The sequence below is a fragment of the Streptomyces sp. NPDC054847 genome (assembly GCF_053610925.1).
Map to the genome: position 1 here is coordinate 1 of NZ_JBSGZJ010000560.1, position 4152 is coordinate 4152.

The window sequence follows — 4152 nt, forward strand, 5'->3', positions numbered from 1 at the left end:
CCCTTCGGCTGTCCCTCTGGGGCGGTGGATCAGCCCATGAACTTCTTGAACTCGTCGGGCAGCTCGAAGTCCTTGCCCGGCTCGCCGGCAGGCAGCCCGAAGGCGCCGCCCTGTGCCGCCGCCTGCTCGCGCCGCTCCGCGGCTGCCTGCTCCTCGGCCTTGCGCTTCATCGGGTTGCCGCTCTTGCGCTTGCCCTTGGCCTGCTTCTGCTGCTTCTTCTGCCGGCCGGGACCGCCGCCCATGCCGGGCATCCCCGGCATACCGGGCATGCCGCCGCCCTGAGCCATCCGGGACATCATCTTGCGCGCCTCGAAGAACCGCTCCACCAGGCCCTTGACCGCGCTGACCTCGACACCGGATCCCTTGGCGATGCGCGCGCGGCGGGAACCGTTGATGATCGTCGGGTCCTGGCGCTCACCCGGAGTCATCGACTTGATGATCGCGGCCGTACGGTCCACGTCACGCTCGTCGATGTTGTTGATCTGGTCCTTCATCTGGGCCATGCCGGGCAGCATGCCGAGCAGCTTCGAGATGGAGCCCATCTTGCGGACCTGTTCCATCTGGGCCAGGAAGTCGTCGAGCGTGAACTCCTTGCCCTTGCTGCTCGCCAGCTTGGAGGCCATCTTGGCGGCCTCTTCCTGGCTGAAGGTCTGCTCGGCCTTCTCGATCAGCGAGAGCATGTCGCCCATGCCGAGGATGCGGGACGCCATGCGGTCCGGGTGGAACGCGTCGAAGTCGTCCAGCTTCTCGCCGTTGGAGGCGAACATGATCTGCTTGCCGGTGACGTGCGAGACGGAGAGCGCGGCACCGCCTCGGGCGTCACCGTCCAGCTTCGACAGGACCACGCCGTCGAAGCCGACGCCGTCGCGGAAGGCCTCCGCCGTGTTGACGGCGTCCTGACCGATCATGGCGTCGACGACGAAGAGGATCTCGTCGGGGCTGACGGCGTCGCGGATGTCCGCGGCCTGCTGCATCAGCTCCTGGTCGATACCGAGACGGCCGGCGGTGTCGACGATGACGACGTCGTACTGGCGGGTCCGCGCGTGCTCGATGGAGTCCTTCGCGACCTGCACCGGGTCGCCGACGCCGTTGCCCGGCTGGGGCGCGTAGACGGCGACACCCGCCCGCTCCGCGACGACCGAGAGCTGGTTGACGGCATTGGGGCGCTGCAGGTCACATGCGACGAGCAGGGGCGAGTGCCCCTGGGCCTTGAGCCAGAGACCGAGCTTTCCGGCGAGGGTGGTCTTACCGGCACCCTGGAGACCGGCGAGCATGATCACGGTCGGCGCGGTCTTGGCGAACCGCAGTCGGCGGGTCTCGCCGCCGAGGATGCCGATGAGCTCCTCGTTGACGATCTTGATGACCTGCTGGCTCGGGTTCAGAGCCTTGGAGACCTCGGCGCCGAGGGAGCGGGACTTGACCTGCTTGATGAACTCCCGGACGACCGGGAGCGCCACGTCGGCCTCGAGCAGGGCGATACGGATTTCCCGGGCCGCGCCGTCGATGTCAGCCTCGGACAGGCGTCCCTTGCCCCTGAGGTTCTTGAAAGTCGCGCTGAGGCGGTCGGAAAGCGTATCGAACACGGTGGTCGCGATTCCTCGGGTCGGGGCCTGGTGGTCGCCCCAAGGGTATCGGGCGCCGGAACATTCATGCCCCCGCCCGCCGTAACGGGCGGACGGAGGGCTGTCCCCGGGGCGGCGGGGAGCAGGTCTCGGCCCCGAGGAGCCTTGTGGGTTCCTCGGGGCCGTCCCCGCCGGGTCGGGAAGCTCGCCCTGGTCAACGAGCGGCCGTGCGGCCCGTCACCCCCTCACCGCAGCGCCTCCTCCACGCTCTTCGCCAGGGCCGCCGCCTCCGCTTCACCGAGCGGGGAGCCCGCCTCGTCCGTCACGTACAGCGTGTCCACGGCGTTCGCGCCGAGCGTCGAGACGTGGGCGCTGCGGACCCGGACCGCCGCACCCTCCAGGGCCCGCCCGATCCTGTGCAGCAGGCCAGGGGCGTCGTGGGCGCGGACCTCGATGACCGTGGCGAGGCGCGATCCGGCCGCGGCCACCGTCACCCTCGGCGGGGGCGCCTTGACGCCCCGCCGCCGTGGGTAGGCGGCCTCCCGCTCCGCCAGGCGGCCGCGGATGTCCAGTGAGCCGTCCAGGGCGCGCACGAGGTCGGCGCGGAGGCGGGACGCCTGCGGCAGGGAGCCGTACTCGGCGGCGACCCGCCAGTCGAGGACCAGGACGGTCCCGTCCCCCACTTCGCTGGGCAGGTCGATCGCCCTGAGGTCCGCGGCCCGGACGGTGAGCCGGTGCAGCGCGAGGACCCCGGCGGCCGCGGGCAGCACGCCGGGCTGGTCGGGCAGGGCGATGAGCAGTTCGACGCCGACGGGTTCCGGCCCGCCGTCCTCGGCGGGGGCCTCCGGATGGGTGTGCAGGGCGAGCACGGGTTCGCCGGTGCGCAGGGCCTCGATCGCCAGGCGTTCCTGTTCGGCGCTGGGTGCCGCCTGGTCCGGCTCGGCCGCGGTGTCGCCCGCGAGGACCGCCGCCACCCGCCTGACCAGGTCGGCCACGAGGGAACCGCGCCAGGAGGACCAGGCCGCCGGGCCGGTGGCGAGAGCGTCCGCCTCGGTGAGCGCGTGCAGCAGCTCCAGGGTTCCGGCCGAGCCGACGACGGAGGCCACGGAGGCGACCGTCGCCGGATCGTCGAGGTCGCGCCTGGTCGCCGTCTCGATGAGCAGCAGGTGGTGGCGGACGAGGGTGGCGATGACGTCCACGTCCGCGCGGTCGAAGCCGATCCGGGTGGCCACGTCGCGGGCGATGGTCTCGCCGGCGACCGAGTGGTCGCCGGGCCAGCCCTTGCCGATGTCGTGCAGCAGCGCGGCGACGAGCAGGAGGTCCGGGCGGCCGACGTGGCGGGTCAGCTCAGACGCCTTGACCGCCGTCTCGACGAGATGCCGGTCGACGGTCCAGGTGTGCACGGCGTTGCGTTGGGGCCGGCACCGGACGCGTTCCCAGTCGGGGACGAGCCGGGTGATGAGCCCCTCGGCCTCGAGGGCCTCCCAGACGGGGACGGTCGGCTCCCCCGCGCCGAGCAGTGTGACCAGCTCCTCCCGGGCCTCCGCGGGCCAGGGCACGGGCAGCGGGCCGGCGGTCATGGCGTGGCCGAGGCGCCGGACCGCGTGCCGGGAGATCGGCAGGCCGGACTGGGCCGCGGCGGCGGCGGCGCGGAGCGGGAGGACCGGGTCGCGGTCCGGGCGCGCTGTGCGGGCGAGGACCACTTCGCCGTCGAGTTCGACGACCCCCTCGGCGAGCGGGGTGCGCTCGGGCTGCGGGGACCGCCCGCCGAGCATGGCCCGGAGCCTCGGCCGTACGGCACGGGAGCGCAGGACCCGGCTGACCTCCCGCCAGGTGACGTCGGTGGCGTACGAGACGGTCCGCGCGGCCTCGTACACCTGGCGCAGCAGGGCGTCGGCGTCGAGGAGGCCCAGCTCGGCCGCGACCTGGTCCTGTTCCTGGAGGGCGAGCCGGTCGGTGGCGCGTCCGGTGGTGAGGTGGAGCGCGTCGCGGACGTCGAGGAGGACGCGGCGGGCCTCGGCGAGCCCTTCGCGGGGGGCGTCGGCGAGCCATGAGGCGGCCACCGCGCGGAGTGCGGTGACGTCCCTCAGTCCGCCTCTGGCCTCTTTCAGATCGGGCTCGAGGAGGTACTGGAGCTCGCCCTGCCGGGCGGCCCGCTCTCGGCAGAGTTCGTCGAGCTCGGGCAGCCGCCGCGGTGCCTGGTTGCGCCAGTCGGCGAGCACGGCGGTACGCAGGGAGGCGACCAGCCCGAGGTCACCGGCGACAGGCCGGGCGTCGAGGAGCCCGAGCTGCACCTTGAGGTCCTCGCCCGCGGTCTTCCGGGCCTCCGCGGGTGTGCGGACGGAGTGGTCGAGGGCGAGGCCGAGGTCCCAGACCGGATACCAGATCCGGTCGGCGATCGCGGCGACCGCGGCGGGGGACGCGCTGCCGTCGTGGAGCAGCAGGAGGTCGAGGTCGCTGCGCGGGGAGAGTTCGCCGCGGCCGTAGCCGCCGACGGCGACGAGCGCCGCGCCCCGGACGCCCTGTTCCAGCGCCGCGGCGGCGAAGAGGGCGGACAGCCATTCGTCGGTCAGCTTCGCCAGGGCCGCAC

2 protein-coding genes are annotated in these 4152 nt (G+C 73.0%); both read right to left on the bottom strand.

The annotated features are described in order from the left end of the window. Positions 1-29: 29 nt before the first annotated feature. Positions 30-1583, bottom strand: coding sequence for a signal recognition particle protein (gene ffh / locus ACWGH4_RS32285; RefSeq protein WP_453467125.1), 1554 nt, complete (start codon positions 1581-1583; stop codon positions 30-32). A gap of 224 nt (positions 1584-1807) precedes the next feature. Then, positions 1808-4152: [protein-PII] uridylyltransferase (locus ACWGH4_RS32290; RefSeq protein ID WP_453467127.1), on the bottom strand; the 2345-nt coding region annotated here is incomplete at its 5' end.